At 63.4% G+C, this 24,586-nt stretch carries 25 protein-coding genes and 4 tRNA genes; 15 read left to right on the top strand and 14 right to left on the bottom strand.

Annotated features, from left to right (window positions below):
- Positions 1–33: 33 nt before the first annotated feature.
- The 4 genes from recR to grxD all read right to left on the bottom strand — a co-directional run bounded on the left by recR (position 34) and on the right by grxD (position 3,231).
- Positions 34–639, bottom strand: a complete 606-nt coding sequence (gene recR / locus ACZ415_RS00060; protein WP_344703052.1) for a recombination mediator RecR — start codon at positions 637–639, stop codon at positions 34–36.
- A 3-nt stretch (positions 640–642) separates the two neighbouring features.
- Entirely contained in the window at positions 643–969 is a 327-nt protein-coding gene (locus ACZ415_RS00065) for a YbaB/EbfC family nucleoid-associated protein (protein WP_344703049.1), read from the bottom strand.
- A 22-nt stretch (positions 970–991) separates the two neighbouring features.
- Positions 992–2,776, bottom strand: a complete 1,785-nt coding sequence (gene dnaX, locus ACZ415_RS00070; protein ID WP_344703047.1) for a DNA polymerase III subunit gamma/tau — start codon at positions 2,774–2,776, stop codon at positions 992–994.
- Between the two features lie 104 nt (positions 2,777–2,880).
- Positions 2,881–3,231: a Grx4 family monothiol glutaredoxin gene (grxD, locus tag ACZ415_RS00075; protein ID WP_344703045.1), complete on the bottom strand. Its 351-nt coding sequence runs from the start codon at positions 3,229–3,231 to the stop codon at positions 2,881–2,883.
- A gap of 217 nt (positions 3,232–3,448) precedes the next feature.
- Between grxD and argF the strand changes: the two genes are divergently transcribed.
- Positions 3,449–4,363, top strand: coding sequence for an ornithine carbamoyltransferase (gene argF, locus ACZ415_RS00080; protein ID WP_344703043.1), 915 nt, complete (start codon positions 3,449–3,451; stop codon positions 4,361–4,363).
- Positions 4,364–4,583: 220 nt separating this feature from the next.
- Here the strand turns inward: argF and ACZ415_RS00085 are convergent.
- A tRNA-Ala gene (locus ACZ415_RS00085) sits at positions 4,584–4,659 on the bottom strand.
- 169 nt (positions 4,660–4,828) lie between these two features.
- On the opposite strand from ACZ415_RS00085, the gene ACZ415_RS00090 reads away from it, so the two are divergent.
- From ACZ415_RS00090 to nadB, 7 genes are all read left to right on the top strand, one after another.
- Positions 4,829–5,479 carry a response regulator gene (locus ACZ415_RS00090; protein WP_344703041.1) on the top strand — a complete coding sequence of 217 codons (651 nt, stop codon included), beginning with the start codon at positions 4,829–4,831 and terminating at the stop codon, positions 5,477–5,479.
- A 71-nt stretch (positions 5,480–5,550) separates the two neighbouring features.
- The gene (gene uvrC / locus ACZ415_RS00095; protein ID WP_344703040.1) at positions 5,551–7,365 is read left to right on the top strand and encodes an excinuclease ABC subunit UvrC; all 1,815 of its coding nucleotides are present in this window, start codon (positions 5,551–5,553) and stop codon (positions 7,363–7,365) included.
- 106 nt (positions 7,366–7,471) lie between these two features.
- Positions 7,472–8,020, top strand: coding sequence for a CDP-diacylglycerol--glycerol-3-phosphate 3-phosphatidyltransferase (gene pgsA, locus ACZ415_RS00100; protein ID WP_344703037.1), 549 nt, complete (start codon positions 7,472–7,474; stop codon positions 8,018–8,020).
- A 67-nt stretch (positions 8,021–8,087) separates the two neighbouring features.
- A tRNA-Gly gene (locus ACZ415_RS00105) sits at positions 8,088–8,162 on the top strand.
- A 9-nt stretch (positions 8,163–8,171) separates the two neighbouring features.
- Positions 8,172–8,245 (top strand) — tRNA-Cys (locus ACZ415_RS00110).
- Positions 8,246–8,280: 35 nt separating this feature from the next.
- Positions 8,281–8,365: transfer RNA gene (locus ACZ415_RS00115), tRNA-Leu, on the top strand.
- Between the two features lie 104 nt (positions 8,366–8,469).
- Positions 8,470–10,068: an L-aspartate oxidase gene (nadB, locus tag ACZ415_RS00120; RefSeq protein ID WP_344703035.1), complete on the top strand. Its 1,599-nt coding sequence runs from the start codon at positions 8,470–8,472 to the stop codon at positions 10,066–10,068.
- A gap of 5 nt (positions 10,069–10,073) precedes the next feature.
- On the opposite strand, the gene ACZ415_RS00125 is transcribed toward nadB, so the two are convergent.
- Positions 10,074–10,496 (bottom strand): hypothetical protein, encoded by a 423-nt coding sequence (locus ACZ415_RS00125; protein ID WP_344703033.1) that lies wholly within the window; start codon positions 10,494–10,496, stop codon positions 10,074–10,076.
- On the bottom strand, positions 10,456–10,749 hold the full coding sequence (locus tag ACZ415_RS00130) for an FAD assembly factor SdhE (RefSeq protein ID WP_344703031.1): 294 nt from the start codon (positions 10,747–10,749) through the stop codon (positions 10,456–10,458). Before ACZ415_RS00130 ends, ACZ415_RS00125 begins: the two co-directional genes overlap by 41 nt.
- Positions 10,750–10,989: 240 nt before the next feature.
- Between ACZ415_RS00130 and ACZ415_RS00135 the strand changes: the two genes are divergently transcribed.
- The 3 genes from ACZ415_RS00135 to lapB all read left to right on the top strand — a co-directional run bounded on the left by ACZ415_RS00135 (position 10,990) and on the right by lapB (position 12,912).
- Positions 10,990–11,286, top strand: a complete 297-nt coding sequence (locus tag ACZ415_RS00135) for an integration host factor subunit beta (RefSeq protein ID WP_344703029.1) — start codon at positions 10,990–10,992, stop codon at positions 11,284–11,286.
- Between the two features lie 102 nt (positions 11,287–11,388).
- Entirely contained in the window at positions 11,389–11,694 is a 306-nt protein-coding gene (locus ACZ415_RS00140) for a LapA family protein (RefSeq protein WP_344703027.1), read from the top strand.
- An 18-nt stretch (positions 11,695–11,712) separates the two neighbouring features.
- The gene (lapB, locus tag ACZ415_RS00145) at positions 11,713–12,912 is read left to right on the top strand and encodes a lipopolysaccharide assembly protein LapB (RefSeq protein ID WP_344703025.1); all 1,200 of its coding nucleotides are present in this window, start codon (positions 11,713–11,715) and stop codon (positions 12,910–12,912) included.
- 15 nt (positions 12,913–12,927) lie between these two features.
- Here the strand turns inward: lapB and pyrF are convergent, their stop codons facing one another.
- Positions 12,928–13,626 carry an orotidine-5'-phosphate decarboxylase gene (gene pyrF, locus ACZ415_RS00150; RefSeq protein ID WP_344703023.1) on the bottom strand — a complete coding sequence of 233 codons (699 nt, stop codon included), beginning with the start codon at positions 13,624–13,626 and terminating at the stop codon, positions 12,928–12,930.
- A gap of 223 nt (positions 13,627–13,849) precedes the next feature.
- On the opposite strand from pyrF, the gene ACZ415_RS00155 reads away from it, so the two are divergent.
- Positions 13,850–14,128, top strand: a complete 279-nt coding sequence (locus ACZ415_RS00155) for a ComEA family DNA-binding protein (RefSeq protein ID WP_344703099.1) — start codon at positions 13,850–13,852, stop codon at positions 14,126–14,128.
- A gap of 6 nt (positions 14,129–14,134) precedes the next feature.
- Here the strand turns inward: ACZ415_RS00155 and ACZ415_RS00160 are convergent, their stop codons facing one another.
- The 3 genes from ACZ415_RS00160 to prpB form a co-directional block, all read right to left on the bottom strand.
- Positions 14,135–15,610 carry a bifunctional 2-methylcitrate dehydratase/aconitate hydratase gene (locus tag ACZ415_RS00160; RefSeq protein WP_344703021.1) on the bottom strand — a complete coding sequence of 492 codons (1,476 nt, stop codon included), beginning with the start codon at positions 15,608–15,610 and terminating at the stop codon, positions 14,135–14,137.
- An 80-nt stretch (positions 15,611–15,690) separates the two neighbouring features.
- Positions 15,691–16,821, bottom strand: coding sequence for a bifunctional 2-methylcitrate synthase/citrate synthase (gene prpC / locus ACZ415_RS00165; RefSeq protein ID WP_344703019.1), 1,131 nt, complete (start codon positions 16,819–16,821; stop codon positions 15,691–15,693).
- Positions 16,822–16,883: 62 nt separating this feature from the next.
- Positions 16,884–17,774, bottom strand: coding sequence for a methylisocitrate lyase (gene prpB, locus ACZ415_RS00170; RefSeq protein WP_344703017.1), 891 nt, complete (start codon positions 17,772–17,774; stop codon positions 16,884–16,886).
- A 191-nt stretch (positions 17,775–17,965) separates the two neighbouring features.
- Between prpB and pabB the strand changes: the two genes are divergently transcribed.
- Positions 17,966–19,342, top strand: a complete 1,377-nt coding sequence (gene pabB, locus ACZ415_RS00175; protein ID WP_344703015.1) for an aminodeoxychorismate synthase component I — start codon at positions 17,966–17,968, stop codon at positions 19,340–19,342.
- A gap of 24 nt (positions 19,343–19,366) precedes the next feature.
- Here the strand turns inward: pabB and cysB are convergent, their stop codons facing one another.
- A complete protein-coding gene (gene cysB / locus ACZ415_RS00180) occupies positions 19,367–20,341 on the bottom strand; it encodes an HTH-type transcriptional regulator CysB (RefSeq protein WP_344703013.1) in 975 nt (324 codons plus the stop codon).
- 311 nt (positions 20,342–20,652) lie between these two features.
- Here cysB and trxA point away from each other — a divergent pair, with 311 nt between their 5' ends.
- Positions 20,653–20,973: a thioredoxin gene (trxA, locus tag ACZ415_RS00185; protein ID WP_344703011.1), complete on the top strand. Its 321-nt coding sequence runs from the start codon at positions 20,653–20,655 to the stop codon at positions 20,971–20,973.
- Between the two features lie 49 nt (positions 20,974–21,022).
- Here the strand turns inward: trxA and ACZ415_RS00190 are convergent, their stop codons facing one another.
- The gene (locus ACZ415_RS00190; protein ID WP_344703009.1) at positions 21,023–22,147 is read right to left on the bottom strand and encodes an AI-2E family transporter; all 1,125 of its coding nucleotides are present in this window, start codon (positions 22,145–22,147) and stop codon (positions 21,023–21,025) included.
- Positions 22,148–22,381: 234 nt separating this feature from the next.
- Here ACZ415_RS00190 and ACZ415_RS00195 point away from each other — a divergent pair, with 234 nt between their 5' ends.
- Positions 22,382–23,215, top strand: coding sequence for an SIMPL domain-containing protein (locus ACZ415_RS00195; protein ID WP_344703007.1), 834 nt, complete (start codon positions 22,382–22,384; stop codon positions 23,213–23,215).
- Here the strand turns inward: ACZ415_RS00195 and serS are convergent.
- Positions 23,205–24,482 carry a serine--tRNA ligase gene (gene serS, locus ACZ415_RS00200; protein ID WP_344703005.1) on the bottom strand — a complete coding sequence of 426 codons (1,278 nt, stop codon included), beginning with the start codon at positions 24,480–24,482 and terminating at the stop codon, positions 23,205–23,207. The genes ACZ415_RS00195 and serS overlap by 11 nt on opposite strands.
- Positions 24,483–24,586 lie beyond the last annotated feature (104 nt).

The raw sequence follows: 24,586 nt of genomic DNA on the forward strand, positions 1-24,586 counted from the left end.
ACGGGCAGAAAGCCGGTTTACGGGCAAAAGGGCTTATTCGCTGGAAAACGGCAGGCGGCCGTTGAACGCCCGGCTGAGCGTGCCGCCGTCAACGTACTCCAGTTCGCCGCCCATGGGCACGCCGTAGGCCAGGCGCGAAAACGTCACGCCGTATGCGCCAAGCTGCGTGGCAATGTAGTGCGCGGTGGCCTCGCCTTCGACCGTTGGGTTGGTGGCCAGGACTATTTCGCGCACGGCCCCTTCCGCCACCCGCTGCTCCAGCTGATCCAGGCCGATGGCGTCCGGGCCGATGCCGTCAATCGGCGACAGGTGCCCGTGAAGCACAAAGTAGCGCCCGCCAAAGCCGCCGGCCTCTTCGATGGCCAGCTGATCGGCCGGAGATTCCACCACGCACAGCAGGGCATCGTCGCGGCGCGAGCTTTGGCACAGCGCGCACAGCTCGGCCTCGGTGAGCGTGCGGCAGCGCCGGCAGTAGCCCACAGCGTCCACCGCCTCGGCGAGCGTGGCCGACAGGCGCTTGCCGCCTTCACGCTCGCGCTCCAGCACGTGCATGGCCATGCGCTGGGCGGTTTTCGGCCCCACGCCCGGCAGCACCCGGAACGCCTCCATCAGCTGTTCAACAAGCGGGGAAAAGCGCATCGCTTAAAACGGCATTTTGAAGCCGGGCGGCAGGTTCAGACCGGCAGTGGCTTCTTCCATCATTTCCTTGGAGCGGGCTTCCACCTTGCGCACGGCGTCGTTGACCGCCGCGGCCAGCAGGTCTTCCAAAAGCTCTTTATCTTCATCCATGACGCTTGGGTCGATGTCGACCTTGCTCACGTCGTGGCGGCCGTTCATGGTGATCTTGACCATGCCGGCACCGGCCTCGCCGTGCACTTCTGCCTTGGCCACTTCTTCCTGGGCCTTCTGCATCTTTTCCTGCATTTCCTGGGCCTGCTTCATCATGTTGCCCATTCCGCCTTTCATCATGGTCTCTCTCCGGGTAGGTCAATTACGTGTCGCTGTCGGTGCGCTGAACGGGCGTTACGCCGTTTTTCATAAAGGTGGCGCCGAGGGTCTCTTTCAGCCGTTGAACATGGGGGTCACGATTGAGCGTATCAAGCGCCTGAGCGTGGCGCGCCTGGACGCGCCGGGTTTCACGCTGCTGCGGGGTTTCCAGCGTCGGGTCCAGCGGCTCCGGGATAAAAACGACCCGGCGCTGCGTACCCTGGGCGGCAAGCGCCTTGGCAATCCGGGTTTGGTGTATTTCTGCCTGCATGGCGGCCTGATCCGGATCCAGCCTGAGCTCAAGGGTCGTGCCGTCGTCGTGCTTTAGCTGGCAGTGCGCGGCCAGATTGCGCGTCAGTCCGCCAAGCCCCAGCGAGGCGAAGCCGTCCAGCCAGCCGGCATGGTCCAGCCGCCCGGGCGGGGCGTGTTCTCGCGGTGTCTCATCGTCCGGCGGCGATGCCGGTTGCCAGCCCGGCTCGGTTTCCGGCTTTGGGTCGACGGCAGACGCGGGATCCAAAACCGGCTCAACCTTTGGGTCAGGCGGTCGCACTTCCGGCGCCGATGACGGTGTGGCATCAACGCCCCAGGGCGGCAAACTCGGCGTCGTTTCCGGCTCGGCCGGCGCCGTCTCCGGCTTTGAGCGTTCGGGTGCAAGCGGCAGCGCGTGAGTCGGCGGCTTGGGCACGCCCTGGGGGCGAAACGCCAGCATACGCATCAGCGTCATTTCCAGCGCGCCGCGCAGATCCGGGGCATACGCCATATCGCCGCGCCCCTGAATACCGATCTGGTAATAAAGCTGCACGTCTTCTGCGGTAAAGCGCGCCGCCAACGCCAGCACTTCCTGGCGGTCGCCGTGGCTGTTATCTACCGCGTCGGGCACCATCTGCGCTATCGCCAGGCGGTGCAACACGTTGGCAACGTCATCAAGCACCGCGGCAAAATCCGGCCCCTGCTCGGCCAGACGGGCTACTTCATCAAGCAGGCCTGCCACGTCAATGTCGGCCAGCGCCTCGACCAGCGCCAAAACGTGGCGATGATCCAGCGTGCCCAGCATGGCGGCCACGTCGGCGTGATGTACCGCGCCCTGCCCGAAGGCGATGGCCTGATCGGTGAGGCTCATGGCATCGCGCATGGAGCCTTCGGCCGCCTTGCCCAGCAGCCACAGCGCGCTTTGTTCAAACGCCACGCCTTCTTCTGTCAGCACGTGCGTTAGATATTCGACCACGCGCTCCGGCGGCAAGTGCTTGAGGGTAAACTGCAAACAGCGCGACAGTACCGTGGGCGGCAGCTTATGCGGATCGGTGGTGGCCAGCAGGAACTTGACGTGGGGCGGCGGCTCTTCAAGAGTTTTCAGCAGCGCGTTGAAGCTGCTGGTCGAGAGCATGTGCACCTCGTCAATGAGATACACCTTGTAGCGCCCCTGAGTGGGCGCGTACTGGACGTTGTCCAAAAGCTCGCGGGTGTCTTCCACCTTGGTGCGCGAGGCGGCGTCCACCTCGATCAGGTCGACAAAGCGGCCTTCATCAATGCTGCGGCAGCTATCGCACTGCCCGCAGGGCGTGGAGGTAACGCCTTCTTCGCCCCGGCCGCCCGCCGTGCAGTTAAGACATTTGGCCAGAATGCGCGCCAGCGTGGTTTTACCCACGCCGCGGGTGCCGGTAAACAGATAGGCGTGGTGCAGCCGACCCTGATCGAGGGCGTTGATGAGCGCGCGCTGCACGTGCGTCTGCCCCACGAGTTCGTGGAATGTGCGCGGCCGCCATTTGCGGGCCAGAACCTGATAGCTCATGGGGCAGTATATCCTTCGGCGGGCAAAGAAACAGAGAAAGGCGCCATTCTAGCGGCTGCCTTGGTGCCCGCCAACCGCCGCCGCCATACGGCGGCAACGATGCGTCAGGCGTTATCGCCCTGTTCAGCCGCGCCGGCACGCTGCGCCGCGGCCTTGACCAGCTTTTCCAGCTCGCCGCTTTGGTGCATGTCCATGACGATATCACAGCCGCCGACCAGCTCGCCTTCTACCCACAGCTGGGGGAACGTCGGCCAGTCGGCAACCTTGGGCAGCTCGGCACGGATATCGGGATTATCCAATATGTTCACGAAAGCAAAGCGTTCGCCGCAGCTCATCAGCGCCTGCACGGTCTGCGCCGAAAAACCGCACTGAGGCAGCTGCGGCGTGCCTTTCATGTACAGAAGGATCTGGTTTTCGCTGATCTGCTGCTGAATGTTTTCTACAGTTGTGCTCATGGGGGACTCCTGGAGATGAGCGGTAAAGGCCTTATCCCCTTCACCGACGTTACAACAATGCATGGCCAAACCAGCGCTCACTGCTGGCAATGCTTGACCCTGCCAATACCTGACCATGCTACTAGGCCTTGTCGCCTGGCGCCATCCTACCCAATGCCGACCGCGTTGCGCATCCCCCGCCGCGGGGCTAGGATGGTCTTTTTGTACGGAGAGCCTCATGGCGCGCCATTTTCTCACCCTGTTGGATCTGTCCGCAGACGAGCTGCACTATCTCATTCAGCGGGCCATCACGATCAAGAGCAATCTCAAGGCTCAGGGCCCGAACTACACGCCGCTGCCCAACCGTACGCTGGCGATGATTTTCGAAAAATCGTCCACGCGCACCCGCGTGTCGTTTGAAACCGCCATGGCACACTTTGGCGGCCACGCCCTGTTTCTTTCCCCGCGCGATACCCAGCTGGGCCGCGGCGAGCCCGTTGGCGATACCGCCCGGGTACTGGCCGAAATGGTCGATGCGGTAATGATTCGTACCTTTTCCCACGAGGGGCTGGCCGAGTACGCAGCGGCAAGCAACGTGCCAGTGATCAATGCGCTCACCGACGACTACCACCCCTGCCAGCTGCTCGCCGACGTGATGACCTGGATAGAGCTTCGCGGCAGCGTAAAAGGCCGCACGGCGGTGTGGATCGGCGACGGCAACAACATGTGCCACTCCTGGATCAACGCCGCCCGTCAGTTCGACTTCAATCTGCGCGTCTGCTGCCCCAAAGGCTATGAACCCCGGGCCGATATCGTCGCCGCGGCGGGAGATCGCGTCAGCATCGTTTACGACCCGCAACAAGCGGTCGACAGCGTGGACCTGGTGACGACCGATGTCTGGACCTCCATGGGTCAGGAGGAAGAGCAGGCCAGACGCGAAGCCGACTTCGCCGGCTTTCAGGTCACCGAAGCGCTGCTTGATCGCGCCAAGCACGACGCTCTGTTTCTCCACTGCCTGCCCGCCCACCGGGGCGAAGAAATCAGCACTACGCTGCTCGACGACCCGCGCGCCGCCGTCTGGCAGGAAGCCGGCAACCGCCTCCACGCGCAGAAGGCGCTCATCGAATTTTTGCTGCTGGGACAGATCCGCTAGGCGCCTACGCCATTCTCTTCGCCATCGCCACGGCCACACCGGGGATGGCGCACCCTTGCAAAAAAAACTGTCTTGTAAAAGAGCTGTCTTGCAAAACAGTTTTTTGCAAGACAGTCCTTTGCGCCTGGGCCTGGCTAAAAATGTAAGGCGGCTTGCGCACAGAAGGTCGCTCGCATGCACAACCGCCCGACGGCTTAGGCCATCGGGCGGTTTTTTTATCTGGTGGAGCCTAGCGGGATCGAACCGCTGACCTCAACACTGCCAGTGTTGCGCTCTCCCAGCTGAGCTAAGGCCCCAGTGCTGCCTGCAGCAGCGGGGCGAATCTTAACGGCAGAATTGAGCCAAGTCAAGGCGTGATAAGAAATAGACGTAATGCTAATTCGACTTAATAAATTAGTATGGCAACATTAAACCACTGGCCGGCTGACAGGCTTAGCCAACCCTTCCCCTTCAGGAGGCTGCCGTGTGATCAAACTACTGATAGCCGACGACCACCATCTCGTCAGAACCAGCATCGCTCACCTGATCAATCAGGAGTGCGATATGACCATTATCGGTGAAGCCGCCGACGGCGAAAGCGCAGTCGCCCAATGCCGCGGGCAACGCCCCGATATCGTACTGATGGATACGCACATGCCCGGCATTGGCGGGCTGGAAGCCATCCGGCGAATCTGTCGCGGCATGTCCGATATCAAAGTGCTGGTATTGACCGCCCATATTGAAGGCAGCCTGGCCCGGCACATCATCGAAGCGGGAGCCGCCGGCTTTTTAAGCAAAAGCGCCTATCACCACGAAATGCTGGATGCCATTCGCCATGTTTTCCACGGCCGACGCTATATCGGACACAGCGTAGCGCAGCGTCTGGCGCTGACCCACGTAGCCGGAGAGGCCAACCGCTTCAACCAACTTTCCCGGCGCGAGCTGCAGATAGCGCTGATGGTGGTCAACGGCCAGCGCGTTTGTGACATTGCCGAGCACCTTCACCTGAGCAGCAAAACGATCAACGCCTACCGCTACCGCGTGTTTGCAAAGCTCGATATCGACTCCGACGTCAAGCTGACGCACCTGGCCTTGCACCACGGCCTGGTAGACGGCTTTGACGCCATCAACGCTTGATGCCCGGCTTTGCGGCTGTGCGACGCCAGCCCGCTAACAGACCGGTCTGATCATCGTGCTAAACTCGGCGCATGAGCTTTGATCACAAGCAGTTTCTCAGCACCGTCGGCGCCTCGCCGGGCGTATATCGCATGCTCGACGCTCAGGGCAACACCCTGTACGTGGGCAAGGCCAAACGGCTCAATGCCCGCCTGTCCAGCTATTTTCGCGGCCGCCTGAACGCCAAGACCCAGGCGATGGTCGGGCGCATTGCCGATATCCAGGTCACCGTTACCCGCAGCGAGATCGAAGCCTTGCTGCTGGAGCAAAACCTGATCAAATCGCTGCGCCCGCCCTATAATATTCTGCTGCGCGACGACAAGTCCTACCCGTTTATTTTCGTCACCGACCGCCACCCGTTTCCAGCGCTGGAGTACAAACGCGTGCGCCAGCGTCGCGGCGACGGCCGCTACCTGGGCCCGTATCCCAGCAGCAGTGCGGTGCGCGAAAGCCTCGCGCTGATGCAGAAAATTTTCCGCATCCGCAGCTGCGAAGACAGCGTTTTCGCCCACCGCTCGCGCCCGTGCCTGCAGTATCAGATAGAGCGCTGCAGCGCCCCTTGCGTGGACTACATCAGCGAAGCCGACTACCGCCAGGATCTGGAACACGCCGTCATGTGCCTGGAGGGCAAAAGCGAACACGTCACCCAGACGCTGACCGACGCCATGGAGCAGGCCAGCCAGGCACTGGACTTTGAGCAAGCCGCACGGCTGCGTGACCAGATCCAGCAGCTCAGAGCACTGCAGCAGCGCCAGTTCGTCGACACCCAAAACGGCGATGCCGACGTCTTTGCCCTGGCCCAGCGCCCCGGGGGCCTGAGCGTGGCAATACTCAGCGTGCGCGACGGCCGCCTGCTCGGCGCGCGCCACCATACCCCGCCCAACGATCTGGATCTGGACCCCGCCGCACTGCTGGCCAACGTCGTCGGCCAGTACTATTTGGCCCAGCCGCACGACGTGCCCGCCGAGATCATTACCTCCCACGGGCTGGACGACGCTGCGCTGTTGCAAAGCGCACTCTCCCAGCACGCCGGCAAACGCGTTCGCTTGGCGCATCACGTGCGCGGCCACCGCGCCCAGTGGCAGGATCTAGCCGTCGCCAACGCCGAACAGCACCTGGCCACCGCCCTTGCCGACCAGCAGCAAATGACCGCGCGCCTGGCCGCGCTGCAAAACGCCCTGGGGCTTACCGGCATGCCCGAACGGCTGGAGTGTTTTGACATCAGCCACAGCCACGGCGAGGCTACCGTCGCCTCCTGCGTGGTGTTTGATACCGGCGGGCCGCGCAAAAGCGACTACCGCCGCTTCAACATCAAAGGCATTGCCGCCGGCGACGACTATGCCGCCATGCAGCAGGCCCTGACCCGGCGGCTCAAGCGTGTGACTGACAGCACCGGTGTCGCCCCTGACGTGCTGATCGTAGACGGCGGCAAAGGCCAGCTCAACATGGCCCGCGAGGTGCTGAAAACGCTCGGCATCGACCACATTATTCTGCTCGGCGTAGCCAAGGGCAGCACCCGCAAGGCCGGACTGGAAACGCTGTTTCTTGAAACCCCCGAGCAGCCGCTGGACCTGGAGGCCACCTCGCCGGCACTGCACCTGATCCAGCACATCCGCGACGAGTCCCACCGCTTTGCCATTGCCGGCCACCGCGCCGCCCGAGACAAGACCCGGCGCACCTCCACGCTGCAGGATATTCCCGGCATCGGCCCCAAACGCCGCCGGGAACTTTTGCGCTTTTTCGGCGGCCTGCAAGGCGTGCGCAAGGCCGGACGTGCCGAGCTTGCCCGGGTGCCCGGCATCAGCGAAGCGCTGGCCGATGTGATTTATCAAGCACTCCACGGATAAAGCACAGCGAGCATGGATGCCGCCCGACAAGAGGGATAGAATAGGCCGGGCATTTACAATGCTTAACCGCTTTCTCTCGTTTTTCCGGCAAGGATCGCACTCCGCGATGAACATACCCAACATTCTTACGCTCGCCCGCATCGTTTTCATTCCGCTACTGGTTGTGCTGTTCTATCTGCCGTTTGAGTGGAGCATGCCCGCCGCTGCGGCCTTCTTTGCGCTGGCCGCCGTTACCGACTGGCTGGACGGCTACCTGGCTCGCCGCTGGAACCAGTCGACCCCTTTCGGCGCTTTTCTTGATCCGGTCGCTGACAAACTGATGGTGGCGGTTGCACTGGCGCTGCTGATCGAACGCTTTGATACCTGGGCGCTTACCCTGCCCGCGCTGGTCATTATCGGCCGCGAAATCGTGATATCCGCTCTGCGCGAATGGATGGCAGAAATGGGCAAACGCGGCGCGGTGGCCGTGTCCTGGGTCGGCAAGCTGAAAACCACGCTGCAGATGATCGCCATTCTCATACTGCTGGGCTTTCCCACCGGCCACCTGATGGCAACGCTGGGCATTCTCACGCTGTATAGCGCCGCCTTGCTGACGCTGTGGTCCATGATGCAGTACCTCAAGGCCGCCTGGCCGCACCTGCGCCGGTCCATGTAAAACACAAGATAGCAACGCTAGTCGTTGACACGGCTAAAATCCTGCGTATAATTCGCCAGCGAGTCGAGCGGGAATAGCTCAGCGGTAGAGCATCGCCTTGCCAAGGCGAGGGTCGGGAGTTCGAATCTCCTTTCCCGCTCCAACGACTTGAGGCTGGATGGCAGAGTGGTGATGCAGCGGACTGCAACTCCGTTAACGCCGGTTCGATTCCGACTCCAGCCTCCACTCCTTTGTAATCTCCCCCGTATTTGCTATATCACGCCCGGATGGTGGAATGGGTAGACACTAGCGACTTAAAATCGCTTGCCTAATGGCGTGCCGGTTCAAGTCCGGCTCCGGGCACCAGTTCACAGCGTATTCCCTCTTCCGCGGCATCCCGACGCCGGCATAGACGTTGCCTTTTGCGTCACAGCCCTGACAACGGCCGGTTGTTGAAGAAGGAACCGCCCATGAACGCACCCCATTCAACGACCGCATCCACCGACGCGCTGATTATTGGCGGCGGCGTCGCCGGGCTGACGCTGGCCCTGCAGCTGGCGGATCACTGCGACGTTACGCTGATCAAACCCGCTGCCGGCGCCAGCCGCTGGGCCCAGGGAGGCATCGCCGCCGTTTTGGCACCGGATGACGATTTTGCCGCCCACATCAACGACACCCTGGCCGCAGGGGACGGTCTGTGCGACCCCGCGGCCGTGCGCTTTACCGTGGAAAACGGCCCGCGCGCCATCGACTGGCTATTGGAATGCGGCGTAGCGTTCACCCCGGACAGCAGCCCCGGCGCGCGCTACCCCTACCACCTTACCCGGGAAGGCGGGCACAGCGCTCGCCGCATCATTCATGCCGACGACGCCACCGGGCGTGCCGTTGTTGAGGCCCTCAACGGCCGCATCGCCCGGCACACCGGCATTCGAGTGCTGACCGACGTTCGCGTCACGGATCTGATTCAAAGCCGTGACGGCGCCTGCCAGGGAGCCTGGGGCATCGACGATGCGGGCCGCGTACAGCGCATCATGGCCCCGCATACGGTTCTGGCGACCGGCGGCGCCAGCGGACTCTACGCCCATACTACCGCGCCCGATCCGGCCAGCGGTCACGGCATGATGATGGCCGCTACGCTGGGCGCACGCCTGTCCAATCTGGAATTCCAGCAGTTTCACCCGACCGGCCTTTACGATCCCGACGGCCCGGCGTTTCTGATCAGCGAAGCCGTACGCGGCGAAGGCGGCCGGCTGTTAAACGAGGCCGGCGAGCGCTTCATGCCCGCCGTGGATTCGCGCGCAGAGCTTGCTCCCCGAGACGTGGTTGCCCGTGCCATCGACGCCGAAATACAGCGCGGCACAAGCGGCCATGTCTGGCTGGACGTTGGCCACCTCGGCGCCGATGCCGTTCGCCGGCATTTCCCCACTATCGTGGCCCACTGCCGCCAGCGAGGCATTGACGTCATTCGCCGGCCAATTCCCGTGGTGCCGGCAGCCCATTACAGCTGCGGCGGCGTTGCCACTGACCTGGCCGGCGCGACCGGCGTTACCGGCCTGTACGCCGTGGGGGAGACGGCCTGCACCGGCCTTCACGGCGCCAACCGTATGGCCAGCAACTCTCTGCTGGAATGCCTGGTATTTGCCCGCAGCTGCGCCCGACGCATTGTATCAACGCCGCTGCCTCCACCTGCCACAATGAGCGATTTCTCAGCGCTCAACCCGAAGGCCGACGTTGACCTACCGGCACTGAATCGGCTGCGCAACACCATGCGCCGGGCCATGAGCCAAGACGTATCAATTGTGCGCAGCCAAGCCGGGCTCAGCCGCGCGGCTGCGACCCTTGGCGAAGCGCAGGCCGAGCTGCAAAAGCACAGCCCTGCCCTTGATCACCCTGCAAGCCGACGGCTGTGGCAGGCGCTGAGCCTGGCACAGCTGACCGTCCATGCTGCCGGGCAACGCCGCGAATCGCGCGGCCTGCATTTCAGCACCGACTGGCCCGAACACGCCTCAACCGCGACGCCTTCAACGCTCACTTTGGCCGATCTGAGCGCCGGCCAGCCTCGCCGCTAACCGGCCTAGCGGCCCGGCCGGTGAAACGTGCAGCGCAGCCGGCGCCGCGCCTCGGCAGGCGCGCTGTCCGGCCATAGCCAAAGCCTTTTGCCACCCAGCCAAAGGCCGGCAAGCCACGGCCCCAGATAGTCACAGTGAAGCGGCACCCAGGCGTCAGACAGACCGGCCGAGGCGGCCTCGCTGCTGCCGGGTTCGGGCAGAAAGCGCCCCATAATTCCCGCCTCGTCAACGCTGACTTCCAGCGCTCCCCGAGGCGCTTGCCGGCGCGCGCGCCACAGCCAGATGCCGCTAAGCGCGCACCAAAGCCCTGCCGCTGCCAGCCCCACGCTCACACCGAAAAGCCAGCCCGCCACGCCCGCCAGCAGCGCATGCGCAACGCAGCCCGCATTAGAGGCCGCGATAGGCAGCGTTATCGAGGCTTTCTGCATGCGCTACAATCATTTTGACAATACGCCGACGCGCGGCATCTTCCGGCCACTCCCGGCGCATCAGCCAACCAAACAGATCCTGATCCTCTTCGGTGATCAGCTGCCGGTAAGCGGCCTGATCGTCGGGGCTCAGCGTGTCGTAGCACCGCTCCAGAAACGGAATCAGCAGCAGGTCCAGCTCCCACATGCCGCGGCGAGAGTGCCAATACAGGCGTTTGCGCTGGATAGCCTCGGGGGAAGTATCGTCGTTCAACGTTAGCCTCTTTGCGTCGATGAAAGGAAACCGCAGTATAGCGCACACACAGGTTCGCGATAGTGTTGCGTCCCGGCTATGCTGCAGCCGTTGACGCTACAGGCTAGTCGCTTGTTTTCGCTGAATTGTTTTCTCCACAGTGTCGCAGTATGCTGAACCCTGCCCTACACCAAGGCGCCGCGGCGGCCGGCTTCTGCGTTTATCGCCGGCGCTTTGTTCGTCGCTGCATGGAGCCCATCAATGACAAAATCAGAGCTGATCGAACAGATTGCAATGCGCAAGCCAGAGCTGTCGCTCAAGGAGGCAGAAACGGCCGTGCGTTTGATAATGGACGATATTACCGACACCCTGGCCAGCGGCAGCCGCGTGGAAATACGCGGCTTTGGCAGCTTCTCGCTGCACTATCGTGAGCCGCGCACCGGCCGCAATCCCAAAACCGGCGATCCGGTAGAGCTCAACGGCAAGTACGTACCGCACTTCAAGCCCGGCAAGGAGCTGCGCGAACAGGTCGACGCAAGCCGCACCCAAGGCTATTGACCCCCGACAACGCGGACACATAACAGCCGTTTGCGGGGTGACGCAGCGCCCAGACTCATACACAATAGGGCACTGGATACGCTACCAATCAGGACACTCATCATGCGCTGGATCAAAGGGCTTTTGCTTGCTGCCATTCTGCTGGTGGTATTGCTGGTCGGCATTCTTTTCGCCGTCAACAACCAACAAACCGTAGCACTCAACCTTATCTGGCTAGAGCTGCCGCCCGTGTCGCTTTCGGTCTGGCTGCTGGCAACGCTTACCGCCGGCGTGGTCATCGGCATGCTGGCCATGCTTGGCGTCTACGTGCGGCTCAAGGCTCGGCTGGCCGGCGCCCAGCGCCACAATAAACAGCAGCGCAAGGAGCTCGACCGCCTGCGCACCGGGGAGATGAAGGAACTCGCCTGAATGACGGATGCGACCTGAATGCTGGATGCCGTGCTGCTGGGCGTGCTGGTAGCCGCCATTGCCATCGGCTTCGGGCTGGGGTATCGCCAGGCGTCACGCCGCATTACCCCTTCCCCGGCGCCTCCTTCAAGATCGCTTTCGCGTGACTATTTCGTCGGGCTCAACTATCTACTGGATGAAAAGCCCGACAAAGCCATCAACACCTTCATTCACGCCCTGGAGGTCAACAGCGATACCGTTGACACCCACATCACCCTGGGCAAGCTCTTTCGCACCCGCGGCGAAGCCGATAAAGCCGTTAATATTCATCAAAACCTGCTCGCCCGCCCGTCGCTTTCGGCATGGCAGAACGAACAGGTGCAGCTGGAGCTGGCACAGGATTTCATGGCGCTGGGCCTGCACGACCGCGCTCAGCGGCTATTGCAGCAAACCGATGCCGATAGCCAGCACCAGACGCACCGAATGGCGGCCAGGCGCCTGCTGATTGACCTGTTCGAGCGCGAAAAAGACTGGCAAAGCGCGCTGGATATCATCCAGCCGCTGCTGGAGCAGCAAGCCGATATTCAGGTCGCCGCCGCTCACTGGCAGTGCGAACTGGCCGCTGACGATATGACTCAGGCCAGCCGTTCGCTGGCCAAGCGCCGGCTCAAAAAAGCCCTGCAGCTGGACCCGCAGTGCGTGCGCGCCAATTTGATGCTTGCCGAGCTGGCAATGGACAACGGCCGCTATGCCAACGCTATTGCCCGGCTGGGTCGGATCGCCGAGCAGGACCAGGCCCACATTCCCACCATGCTACCGGCGCTGCAGCGGGCCTACCGCTACGCCGGCGACGACGCCGGCTTTACCCGCCACCTCCTTGAGCTCTTGCCGGATGCACCCTACACCAGCGTAATTGTCCGCCTGGGCGAAATGACCCACCGGCATGACGGGGTAGAGCGCGCCATCGAACAGACCGGCGAGCGCCTGGAGGCATCTCCAAGCCTTGGCGGGCTGGATTATCTGCTGGATCTTTACATGGAAAGCCAGCGCCAAAGCCAACGGCAAACGCCGGATTCGCGGCTGTTTCTACTCAAGCGACACACCCGCGCACTGCTGGAAAACCGCCCGCGCTATCGCTGCCAGCGCTGCGGCTTTAGCGGTGACATGCTCATCTGGCAGTGCCCCAGCTGCCGCCAGTGGGGCAGCGTCAAGCCGATTATTGGCGTTGACGGGGAATAGCGGATCGCGCCGTTGCTATACCGAAAGCTCCGCCTCGATGGCGTCAAGCGCGCCCATGGGATCTGCCGCCTGGGTCACCGGACGCCCCACCACCAGGTGCGTACTGCCCGCCTGAAGGGCAGCGCGCGGCGTCATGATGCGCTGCTGATCGTCGGCAGCCGCGAAGCGTGGCCGAATGCCCGGGGTTACCTTCATGAAATCTGCCCCGCAGCTGGCAGCGAGCATGCCGGCTTCCCGTGCCGAGCACACCACCCCGCTCATGCCGCTGTCACGGGCCAGCCGGGCCAGCCGCTGCACCTGCTCATCGAGCGGCACTTTAATGCCCGTCTCGGCCAGATCGGCGGCGTCCATACTGGTCAGCACCGTAACTGCAATCAAGCGTGTTGCCAGGCGATGAGCAGCCAGGCGCTCGGCGGCGGCTTGCATCATCCGACGCCCGCCGCCGGCATGCACGTTGACCATCCATACGCCCTGCTCCGCCGCCGCCTGCACCGCGCCGGCTACAGTGTTGGGAATATCGTGAAATTTAAGATCCAGAAACACCTCGAAGCCTCGCCCGTGCAGCGCTTCCAGCACGGCCGGACCGCTGCGAGTGAAAAGCTCTTTACCGACTTTTAGCCGACAGCGAGCAGGATCGAGCTGATCGGCCATGCACAGCGCGGCATCCAGCGAGGGGTAGTCCAGAGCGATAATCAGCGGGGATGACGTGGTCACGTGGTAGCTCCCGAAAAATCCCGAAAAAGAGTGTCGGCGTGTTCGCCAGTATATCAGCCCCGATCGGCCGAAAAAGCCTGTATGCCATAACGAACAATACCTGTAGCGGATGTCGTACAAAAAAGGCAAGCATTACGTACACCCGCCGGCCAACAACCGACTAGCTTATAGAAGCCGGTGCTTTTTTTGCCCGGCACGCCGCTCGCATCGCTTTTCATGGAGGATCAACATGACGCTTAAAGGACTCACCGCTGCCCTGCTGCTCAGCTGCACGCTTGGCCTTTCCGGCGGCGCCGTCGCACAGCAGGTCGCGCCGATTAACGTCAACACCGCCGACGCTGCGCTGCTCGGCGAGCTGCCGGGTATCGGCCCCAGCCGCGCCGAAGCGCTGATCAAGGAACGCGAGGCCAACGGTGATTTTGAAAGCGCCGACGACCTGACGCGCGTCAGCGGCATCGGCGCTGTCACAGTGGACAAGATTCGCGACGAAATCGAATTTTAACTTCCTTTATATCCGCCACTGATCCATGAACCGATGCACCGGCGTGCCTTCCAGCGCGCCGGTGCTTTCGCACTGGGCCAAAATGGCGTCTGCCTGACGAGGCGGAAAGCGCGTGGCCAGATGGCGAGTGAATTTTTCGACCAGCAAAGGAATGCCCTCTTCTCGCCGGCGGCGATGGCCGACGGGATATTCCACCTCAACTTTTTCGCTACGGCTGCCGTCGGTGAAAAACACCTGAACGGCGTTGGCGATGGAGCGCTTGTCGGGATCAAGATAGTCCGCGGAATAGCGCGGCTCCTCGACCACCTGCATGCGCTCGCGCAGCCGGTCAATTTCCGGATGGGCGGCGTGAAAGTCGTCTTCGTAGTGCTCGGCCTCAAGCGCGCCGAAAATCAGCGGCACGGCCACCATGTACTGCAGGCAGTGGTCGCGGTCGGCGGGGTTGGCCAAAGGCCCGCTCTTGGCAATGATGCGAACGGCCGACTCGTGGGTGACAAGCTCGATGCGTTCGATCTCGTCGAGCCGGCCGGCAACGTCCGGGTGCAGCGTCATGGCCGCCTCACAGGCGGTCTGGGCGTGAAACTCGGCGGGAAAGGCAATCTTGAACAGCACGTTTTCCATCACATGGCAGCCAAGCTCGCGCTGGAAGCTGAAGCGACGCTCGCCTTCCGGCTTGGTGGCCAAATCCCGGTTGGTATGGCTGAACGCTACGTCGTAAAAGCCCCACTGCGGTGCGCTCAGCGCGCCGGGAATGCCCATCTCGCCGCGCAGGGCCATATCCGCCAGGCGCACGCCCCGAGAGGCAGCATCCCCCGCCGCCCAGCTCTTGCGCGAACCGGCGTTGGGTGCATGCCGGTAGGTGCGCAGGCTCTGGCCGTCGACAAAGGCGTGGGACAGCGCGGAAAGCAGCTGCTCGCGGTCCGCGCCCATCAGCCATGCCGAAACCGCCGTTGAGGCCACCTTGACCAGCACCACGTGATCCAGCCCCACGCGGTTGAAGCTGTTGTCCAGCGCCAGCACGCCCTGGATTTCATGGGCCATGATCATCGCCTGCAGCACCGCGTCCATGGTCAGCGGCGCCTCGCCCCGGGCCGTGCGCTGCTGGGACAGGTGGTCGGCCACGGCGAGAATCGCCCCCAGGTTGTCCGACGGGTGGCCCCACTCGGCGGCAAGCCAGGTGTCGTTGTAGTCCAGCCAGCGAACGGCCGTGCCGATATCAAACGCGGCCTTGACCGGGTCCAGGCAAAACGGCGTGCCCGGTACTCGGGCCCCGTGGGGCACCTGCGTGCCGGGGACCAGCGGGCCCAGATGCTTGGTGCATTCCGGAAAGCGCAGCGCCAAAAGCCCGCAGCCCAGCGTATCCATCAGGCAGTAGCGGGCGGTTTCCCACGCCTCGGCTGAAGGCGTCGGTGCGCTCAGCACGTAGTCGGCAATGCGTTGCAGTTCGGCATCATAGTCGGGGCGCTGATTGTCGTCGGACATGCAAATCTCCTTGGTACTTCAACAAACCGGCCCTGCGCTGCGGGGTGTCTGCGCAGCGCAGGCCGGTGAGAAAACGGGCGCTATCCGTTGCGCTGATCGATGGGCACCCAGTCGCAGTGCTCAGGGCCTGTGTAGTCGGCGCTGGGACGGATAATGCGGTTGTTAGCGCGCTGCTCAAACACGTGAGCGCACCAGCCGGTCACCCGGGCCATGACAAAAATGGGCGTGAACAGCTTGGTGGGAATCCCCATGAAGTGATAGGCGCTGGCGTGGAAAAAGTCGGCGTTGCAAAACAGCTTTTTTTCCCGCCACATGACTTCTTCGCAGCGCACCGACACGGGATAGAGCACGCGGTCGCCTACGTCGTCGGCCAGCCTTTCTGCCCACTGCTTGATGATAGCGTTGCGCGGGTCGGACTCGCGGTAGATGGCGTGGCCAAAGCCCATGATCTTTTCCTTGCGCGCGAGCTTGTCGAGCATGCCGCGCTCGGCGTCGTCGGGCGAGGCAAAGCCTTCGATCATTTCCATGGCGGCCTCGTTGGCGCCGCCGTGCAGCGGGCCGCGCAGGCTGCCGATGGCGCCGGTAACGCAGGAATACAGGTCTGAAAGCGTCGAGGCGCACACCCGGGCGGTGAAGGTCGAGGCGTTGAATTCGTGCTCGGCGTAGAGGATCAGCGAGACGTTCATGGCATCGGCATGCAGCCGGCTGGGCGCCTCACCGTGGAGCAGGTGCAAAAAGTGTGCCCCGGTGGAGTCATCGTCGGTGGCGGTATCGATACGCTGACCGTCGTGGCTGAAACGGTACCAGTAGGCAATGATCGACGGCAGCGCGGCGACAAGACGATCCGCGACGTTCTGCTGGGCGTCAAAACTTTCCTCGGTTTCCAGATTGCCCAGCATCGAGGCGCCGGTACGCATCACCTCCATCGGATGGGCATCGGCGGGAATCTGTTCAAGTACGGTTTTCAGCGCATCGGGCAGCCCGCGCAGGCTTTTCAACCGCGCGATGTAGGCGTCGAGCTCGGCGCGGCTGGGCAGTTTGCCCTTGAGCAGCAGATAGGCGACTTCTTCAAAACGGGCATGCTCTGCCAGCGTCTGAATGTCAAAGCCGCGGTAGGTCAATCCCGAGCCGGACTTGCCCACGGTGCAAAGCGCGGTTTCGCCGGCACTCTGGCCGCGCAGGCCGGCACCGCTGAGTTTTTGCTCTGCCATGATGGTACTCCTGCTAGTAGCGACGTTGGGGAACAAGGCTGAGAAAGCGCGAAAAGTGCGCGTCAGTCCCTGTCGTCATGCCCGGCAAACAGCGCATCGAGCTTTTGCTCAAAGGCGTGATAGCCAAGCATGTCGTAAAGCTCGTCGCGAGTCTGCATGCTCGCCACCACGTTTTGCTGGTGGCCGTTGTCCATGATGCTTTGATAGACGTTGAGCGCCGCTGCGTTCATCGCACGAAACGCCGACAGCGGATACAGCACCATAGCGCAGCCCGCATCGCCCAGCTCGGCCTGGGTAAACAGCGGCGTGGCGCCAAACTCGGTGATGTTGGCCAAAATCGGCGCGTCAACGCGCTCGCAGAAGGCGCGATAGTCGTCAAGGGTATGTACCGCCTCGGCAAAAATGGCGTCCGCGCCGGCCGCCACACAGGCGTTGGCACGTTCAATGGCGGCGTCTCGCCCTTCTTTTTGAAAGGCGTCGGTGCGCGCAATAAGGAAAAAATCCGGATCGAGCCGCGCGTCAGCGGCGGCCTTGATGCGGTCGACCATTTCCGCCTGGGACACGATCGCCTTGTTGGGCCGGTGGCCGCAGCGTTTCTGCGCTACCTGGTCTTCCAGGTGCACAGCGGCCGCGCCGGCACGCTGCAGCTCCTTGACGCTGCGGGCGATGTTGAACGCGCCGCCCCAGCCGGTATCGATGTCCACCAGCAGCGGCAGGTCGGTGGCGCCGCAGATACGGCGGGCGTCTTCCACCACGTCGTTCATGGTGGTTATGCCCAGATCCGGCAGGCCGAACGAGGCGTTGGCCACCCCGCCGCCGGACAGATAAATCGCCTGGTGGCCGACGCGCTCGGCCATCAGCGCGGTATAGGCGTTGATCGTGCCGAGGATCGGCAGCGGGTGACTGCGGTTAAGCGCTGCGCGAAAGCGAGCGCCGGGAGTCGGTGCGGTCATAAGCGTCATCCTCGCTGAAAAGACCTCCCAGATACTACAGACCACTCAGCGAGCCAGCCAGCAGCGAGCGCCCCGCTTGCCCTAAAGGCGTAGGCGCCGAGGCGCGCCTCACATCGAGCCGGACGGCTGGCAAGGCCGGCAGCACGCCCCTAGAATAAGGCGCTCCCATTTTGGCAAGGCGACGCTTTCCCATGACCACGCCGTTGACACTGACCCCGCTGCCTTACGCCGACGATCCGCTGGCGCTGTTTGCCCGGCTGCGCCAGCGCCCGGGCGCCGTACTGCTCGACAGCGGCCGCCTCCAGGCCCGCGGCCGCTACGACATCATGAGCTGCGACCCGCTGGGCACTCTGCAGGTAAACGCCGATGGCCACCCGCACCTGCAGCGCCATGACAGCGCCCTGGCCGCGCTGCCCGACGGGCTCACCGACGCCTTTGCCGCCCAGGCCTGGCTGCTGGCCCAGCTGCCCGCCCCGGATATCGACAGCGAGCTGCCCTTTCTCGGCGGCCTTATGGGCTACTGGGGCTATGACCTGGGCTGCCAACATCACGGCATCGCCAGCGCCCAACCCGCCGCGACGTCGCTCCCCGCCGCGCGCCTGGGGCTTTACGACTGGGCCATCGTGCTGGATCACCGGCGGCGCGAAGCCTGGCTTGCCGCCACCCCGGCACGCGCCGAGGAGGTCCAGCAATGGCTGGAGCAGCCGGCAGGCGCCGGCGAAGATTTCCACCTTGTCGCGCCGTTTCGTCCCGACATGAGCCAGGACGACTATGCCGAGCGCTTTGCCCGGGTGCAGCACTACATTCGCGCCGGGGACTGCTATCAGATCAACCTCGCCCAGCGGCTTTCCGCCCGCTACCGAGGCGACGCCTGGGACGCCTATTGCCGCCTGCGCCGGGCCACACCGACGCCGTTTTCAGCGTTTATGGCCTGGGGCGATAAAGCCGTGATGTCGCTGTCTCCCGAGCGCTTTATTCGCGTGCGCAACGGGCAGGTGGAAACCCGTCCGATCAAGGGCACCCGCCCTCGGGGAGCCACGCCGGAAGACGATCGCGCCCAGGCGCAGGCGCTGCTGCAAAGCGAGAAAGACCGCGCCGAAAACGTGATGATTGTGGATCTGCTGCGCAACGATCTGGGCCGGGTGTGCCGGCCGGGAAGCGTACGCGTACCCGCGCTCTGCGGGCTGGAAAGCTACCCCAACGTGCATCATCTGGTCAGCGTGGTGCAAGGCGAGCTTGCGGCCGGCGCGTCACCGCTTGCCCTGCTGGAGGCCGCCTTTCCCGGCGGCTCGATTACCGGCGCGCCGAAAATCCGCGCCATGCAGATCATCGACGCGCTGGAACCCTGCCAGCGCAGCCTCTACTGCGGCAGCCTGGGCTACGTGGACGCGCGCGGCCACATGGATACCTCCATTGCCATCCGCACGGTACTCGCCGACGGCGAAACGCTCAGCGTCTGGGGCGGCGGCGGCCTGGTGGCCGATTCCGACCTTCACGCGGAGTACACCGAAACCCTGGACAAGATTCGCCACCTGGTCGCCGCGCTGGCATACCATACGCCGCCATAGCGCCGACCGGCCTTTGATTTGCCTTCAATATTCCGGCAGGCAAATATCGTCAAACAGCGTTTTTTCATGGCGAGGCCCGGCCGCCAGCGCCGCGTCCACCAGATCGCGATCCAGGTGCGGAGCAAAGCGGGCGAGAAAGTCGTACATATAGCCGCGCATGAACGTGCCGCGGCGAATGCCGATCTTGGTGGTGGAGCTTTCAAAGAGGTGATCGGCCTTGAGCGCTACCAGGTCATCGTCCTGGGCTTCATCCACCGCCATATCGGCCACGATCCCCACGCCCATCCCCAGGCGCACATAGGTCTTGATTACATCGGCATCCGCCGCTGTGAGAACCACGTTGGGCTCAAGCCCGCAGGCCTTGAAGGCATCATCAAGCTGGGAGCGGCCGGTAAAGCCAAAAACGTAGGTCACCAGCGCATAGTCGGCCAGCGCCTCCAGCGTCAGCGCACCGCCCAGGCGCGTCAGCGGGTGGCCCCGGGGCACCAGCACGCAGCGGTTCCAGCGATAGCACGGCAGCAATATCAAATCGGTAAACAGCTCAAGCGACTCGGTGGCGATGGCAAAGTCGGCCTGGCCTTCGCTGACCATCTGCGCAATCTGTTTGGGCGTGCCCTGCTGCATATGCAGCGCCACGTCGGGATATTGACGGGTGAACTCGGCAATCACCGGCGGCAGCGCGTAGCGCGCCTGAGTGTGCGTGGTGGCAATGGCCATGCTGCCGCGCCGCTCGTTGCTGTACTCCTGGGCTACGTCCTTGATATTTTCCGTCAGCCGCAGCACCTGGCCGGCCAGTTCGATAATGGCCTCACCCGCCGGCGTTACCCGGGTCAGATGCTTGCCGCTGCGGGCAAAAATTTCCACGCCCAGCTCGTCTTCCAGCAAGCGCACCTGCTTGGAGACCCCCGGCTGGGAGGTGAAAAGACTTTGCGCGGTGGCCGATACGTTCAGACGATGCCGCTTGACTTCCCAGATATAGCGTAGCTGCTGTAGCTTCATGGCCCTGACTCTTCCCTTTGACGCTTCCCTTGATGGCAACCCGTTGACACGGTTAGCGCCAACACTAATAAAATAGAATAAAAAACGCTACGCCAATACTTTTACCCTATAGAAAACAGCGCCGCGGCGCTGTGCCGATATCGCCGCTGCAAAGCGCGCCGGCGGCGTGGGGCAGGCGATGATTTGCCAGCCTGCCCCGCGGCGGCTAACATTTGCCGGCTTGGCGCGGTGAATAGCGTCGCAAATACGCCGAAAGTCGTCGCCTTGGATACGGCAACGACACACCAACGCAACGCAAACGGGAGAGAAAAATGTCCAACGTAGATGTCACCAACGCCAATTTTGAACAGGAAGTGCTCAACGCCGAGCAGCCGGTACTGCTGAAATTCTGGGCGCCCTGGTGCGGCCCTTGCAAAGTGATGGCACCGGTGGTGGACGAAGTCGCCGACGAGCGCGACGGCAGCGTCAAGGTCGCCAGCGTCAACGTCGACGACGCGCCGGAAATTGCCGCCGAGCAGGGCGTACGCGGCGTCCCCACGGTGATGCTGTTCAAGTCCGGCACCAAGGTCGCCTCCCTGGTAGGCGCACAGTCCAAGTCTCAGCTGAACCAGTTTCTCGATCAAAACGCCTAACGGCCCGCTGAGCTCGGCCGGCAGCGCGGCCGAATAAACAACGCCGCCTTCACTCGCCTTTCTGCCGGCGCCGTGAAGGCGGGCGCCTTGCCTGGCGCAGACGCTGCCCTTGCGCTCCGTCCCCGTCTATGTGCGCCCCCGGCCCCAGCAGGTGGGCCATCCAGCGGGTCTGCGGGTGGCTGTCCAGCGCGATTTTAAGCGTCATGGTCAAAAGCACCGACAGCAAAAGCCCTGCCACGCCGAAAATCCAGCCCCACACCACCAGCGAAACAAACGCCACCAGCGTGGAAAGCCCCAGCGCCCGCCCCATCAGGCGCGGCTCAACCAGGTTGCCCAGCACAAAGTTGATGCCCAAATACGCCAGGGACAGCAAAAAGGCATCTCCCAGCCCGCCCTGCTGGCTGACCAGCAGCAGCAAAACCGGCGGCACCGCGGCAATCGCCGAGCCGATATTGGGAATGAAATTGAGCGCAAACGCCAGCACCGCCCACAGCAGCGCGAACTTTACGCCCACCAGCAGGCAGGCCAGCCAAACAAGAATCCCCGTGGTCAGGCTAATGATGGTTTTGACCGCCAGATAGCGCTTCAGCGTGACGCTGAACTCGGCAAAGCGCTGCAGGCTGGGCGCGGGATTGGCCAGCGCCAGCGATATCTTTTTACGAAAATGCAGCGTCTCAAACATCATGAACACGACCAGCAGCGACACCACCATGCTTTGCATGAAAAAATTGCCCAGCTCGCTGAGCAGCATGGATACCCAGGTCGTGCCCCCTTTACCGCCAAACGCCGCCTTGATTTCTTCGGGATTGATCGCAAGCCCGAAAGCCGACAAGCGGTTGAGAATCTGCCAGTAGGCCTGGCGCAGCCGCGTTTCGATATCCGGCAGCGCCTCAACGAAGGTGGTAAAACTGTTCGCCACCAAAAACCCCAGCAGCGTCACCAGCCCCATGAGCACCAGCAGCGTCAACAATACCGCCAGGCGCATGGGCAGGCCGCGGTTGTGCAGCCAGTGGACCGGCTCGGTGCACACCACCGCGATAAAAAATGCCAGCAGCAGCGGCACCAGCAGGCTGGCACCCAGTTTCATGCCGGCAACGATAATCACCAGCGCGGCCAGCGCCAGGGTGGCGTGTAGCGGCACGCTACGATAGCTCTGGTCGGATGCGTTGCGCATACAGTCTGTCTCTTGTGATAAAGCCGAACATGGTGGCGTGATTTGCGGCCGCGTACAAACGCATACCCGGCGCACAGGCTCCCAGCATGCCGCAAGACGGCGCTAAACGTGAAACCATCGTGCAAGCGCAGTGCGATCTGGCGGATCAGTGCCATACTCAGCCGTGCGCTGCCGGCCGCCGCCCGTACCTGCCGGCATCCCGACGCGTATTTCCCACTCCAAGGCAGGCCACCTATGCGACACACGCCCCGCAAGCCCCGCTTGAATCACCGTATGCCCTGGCTTTTTTCGCTGGCCTTCAGCGCCCTTGCCGCTGCTTCGCCGGCGCTTGCCGGCGGCGAAAGCCTCCCGGGCCTTCAGGTTCAGGCGCAGTCCACCGTCAAGATAGCACCCGATCGCGCCACCGTGCGTGCCCGACTGTGGGAAGAGACGCCGGCGGCTGACCTGCGCGAAACGGCACAGCGCAAAAAGCACGAAGACGCACGCCGGCAAGCCCGCAAGGCGCTGGAACAGCGCGCGACCGAGCTGATCACCGCTCTGGAAAACGCAGGCCTTGAACACGACGCCGTCAGCGCCGGCTCGCTCAGCGTTCATCCCCGCCGCGAAACCGCACCGGCAGAGCGCCAGAAAGACGCCCCGCGCCTGACCCGCACGCGGTTCGAACGCCCGGTAAGCGTCGAGCTCAAAGAGCTTGACCGGCTGGAAGACGTACTCAATGCGCTGATGACCGCCGGCGTCAACCGCCTGGACGGCGTTACCTTTGACCTTGAAGACCGCCAGGCCGCCACCGACGAAGCGCTGGTCAAGGCGCTGGAAAAAGCGCGCCACAAAGCCAGGCGAATGGCCGATGTGCTCGACATCCGGCTAGGCCCGGTGCTGGCCGTACAGGAAACCCGCTCGCCGAACTATTCTCCGCGCACGATGCGCGCAAGCGCCGAGGCGCGCGGCAAGGCCGAAAGTGCGATGCCGGAAACAGCGTACCGCCCCGGCACCGTCGACATTCAAGCCGGCGTCAGCGTGAAATGGGCGCTCAGCGCCGCGCCCGACGCCAGCAAGCCTACAGACTGATCGCCTTTGCGCCGCCCATATAGGGGCGCAGCGGCTCCGGAACGGTCACCGAACCGTCGGCCTGCTGATGGTTTTCCAGCACTGCCAGCAGGCAGCGCCCTACCGCCAGACCAGAGCCGTTGAGCGTATGCACCAGCCGCGGCTTTTTCGCCTCGGGGGCGCGGTAGCGCGCCTGCATACGCCGCGCCTGAAAGTCCTCGCAGTTGGAGATCGAGGAAATTTCGCGGTAGGTCTGCTGGCTGGGCAGCCACACTTCCAGATCGTAGGTTTTGGCCGCGCCAAAGCCCATGTCGCCGGTGCACAGCGTCACCGTGCGGTACGGCAAATCCAGCGCTTGCAGCAGCGCCTCGGCGTGGCCGCGCATGTCCTCAAGGGCGGCGTAGCTGTGCTCAGGCTCGACGATCTGCACCATTTCCACCTTGTCGAACTGGTGCTGGCGAATCATGCCCCGGGTATCGCGCCCGTGGGAGCCCGCCTCGCTGCGAAAGCACGGCGTGTGGGCGGTGAGCTTTACGGGCAGCGCCTCGGCCTCGATGATCTCGCCGCGCACGAAGTTGGCCAGCGGCACTTCGGATGTGGGAATCAGGTGAAACTCGCGCTCGTCGTCCAGGCGGAACAGGTCCTCACCGAACTTGGGCAGCTGGCCGGTGCCGATCAAGGAATCGCGGTTGACGATGTAGGGCACGTAGCACTCTTCATAGCCGTGCTCAAGCGTTTGCGTATCCAGCATGAACTGCGCCAGCGCCCGGTGCAGGCGCGCCACCGGCCCGCGCATCACGGCAAAGCGCGCGCCGGTCAGCTTTGCGGCCAGATCAAAATCCAGATAGCCCGACTTCTTGCCCAGATCCACGTGGTCGAGCACCTCGAAATCAAAGCGGCGCGGCGTGCCCACGCGGTGCAGCTCGACGTTATCGTCCTCGTTTCGGCCTTCGGGCACGCTTTCGTGGGGCAGGTTGGGAATCCCGCTGACCGCATCGTCCCACTCTTCCTGCACATCGGCCAGCGCCTGCTTGGCCGCGTCCAGCCGCTCGCCCAGATCGCTCACTTCGTCCAGCAGCGGCTGAATGTCCTGGCCGCTGGCCTTGGCCTTGCCGATCATCTTGGAGCGCGTGTTGCGCTCGTTTTGCAGCTGCTCGGTGCGGGTTTGCAGCTCGCGGCGGCGCGATTCCAGCTCAGCGAGCCCGTCAACGTCCAGCGTGTATCCGCGGCGGGCCAGCCGCCGGGCCAGCGTTTCCAGATCACCGCGCAGCAGTTTCGGGTCGAGCATGCGTTATCCTCCGAGCTGAAAGTCAAGACACGCGACGTAAAACGCCCGTGACGAAGGCCGCCATTGTAGGCAAAAGGCCGCCGTGGAGCTATGGTTAGGCACCG

The sequence above is a fragment of the Halomonas cibimaris genome (assembly GCF_055379665.1).